Consider the following 257-nt stretch of genomic DNA (forward strand, 5'->3'; position numbering starts at 1 on the left):
GCTTCTAACGCATCTTGTTTCTAGTGCAAATAGCTTGATTACTTTGGCAGATTTTCTAACGCTTCAACCATCGTCATCAATTTATCGACAATCCTTTCGCCGTCTACTCGCAAGCCATTGTGTTCATATTCATTGGTGATCCACGCTTTCGAGTTAGGAATGTTCGCCAATGTTTCACGGCTGTAATCCAACTCAACGTACATGTCATCGGCGTAAACGGCACACGCCATTGGCACTGTATTCTTGCTCAACTGCTC

Annotated in this window: 1 pseudogene; it reads right to left on the reverse strand. The window is 44.4% G+C overall.

Annotation, left to right across the window (positions count from 1 at the left end):
• Nucleotides 1–38: 38 nt before the first annotated feature.
• Nucleotides 39–257, reverse strand: a pseudogene (locus AB4486_RS24185) (alpha/beta hydrolase); the annotation flags it as partial.

Origin of the sequence: Vibrio sp. 10N.222.55.C6 (assembly GCF_041473395.1) — a bacterium.
GTDB classification, from domain to species: domain Bacteria; phylum Pseudomonadota; class Gammaproteobacteria; order Enterobacterales; family Vibrionaceae; genus Vibrio; species Vibrio crassostreae_C.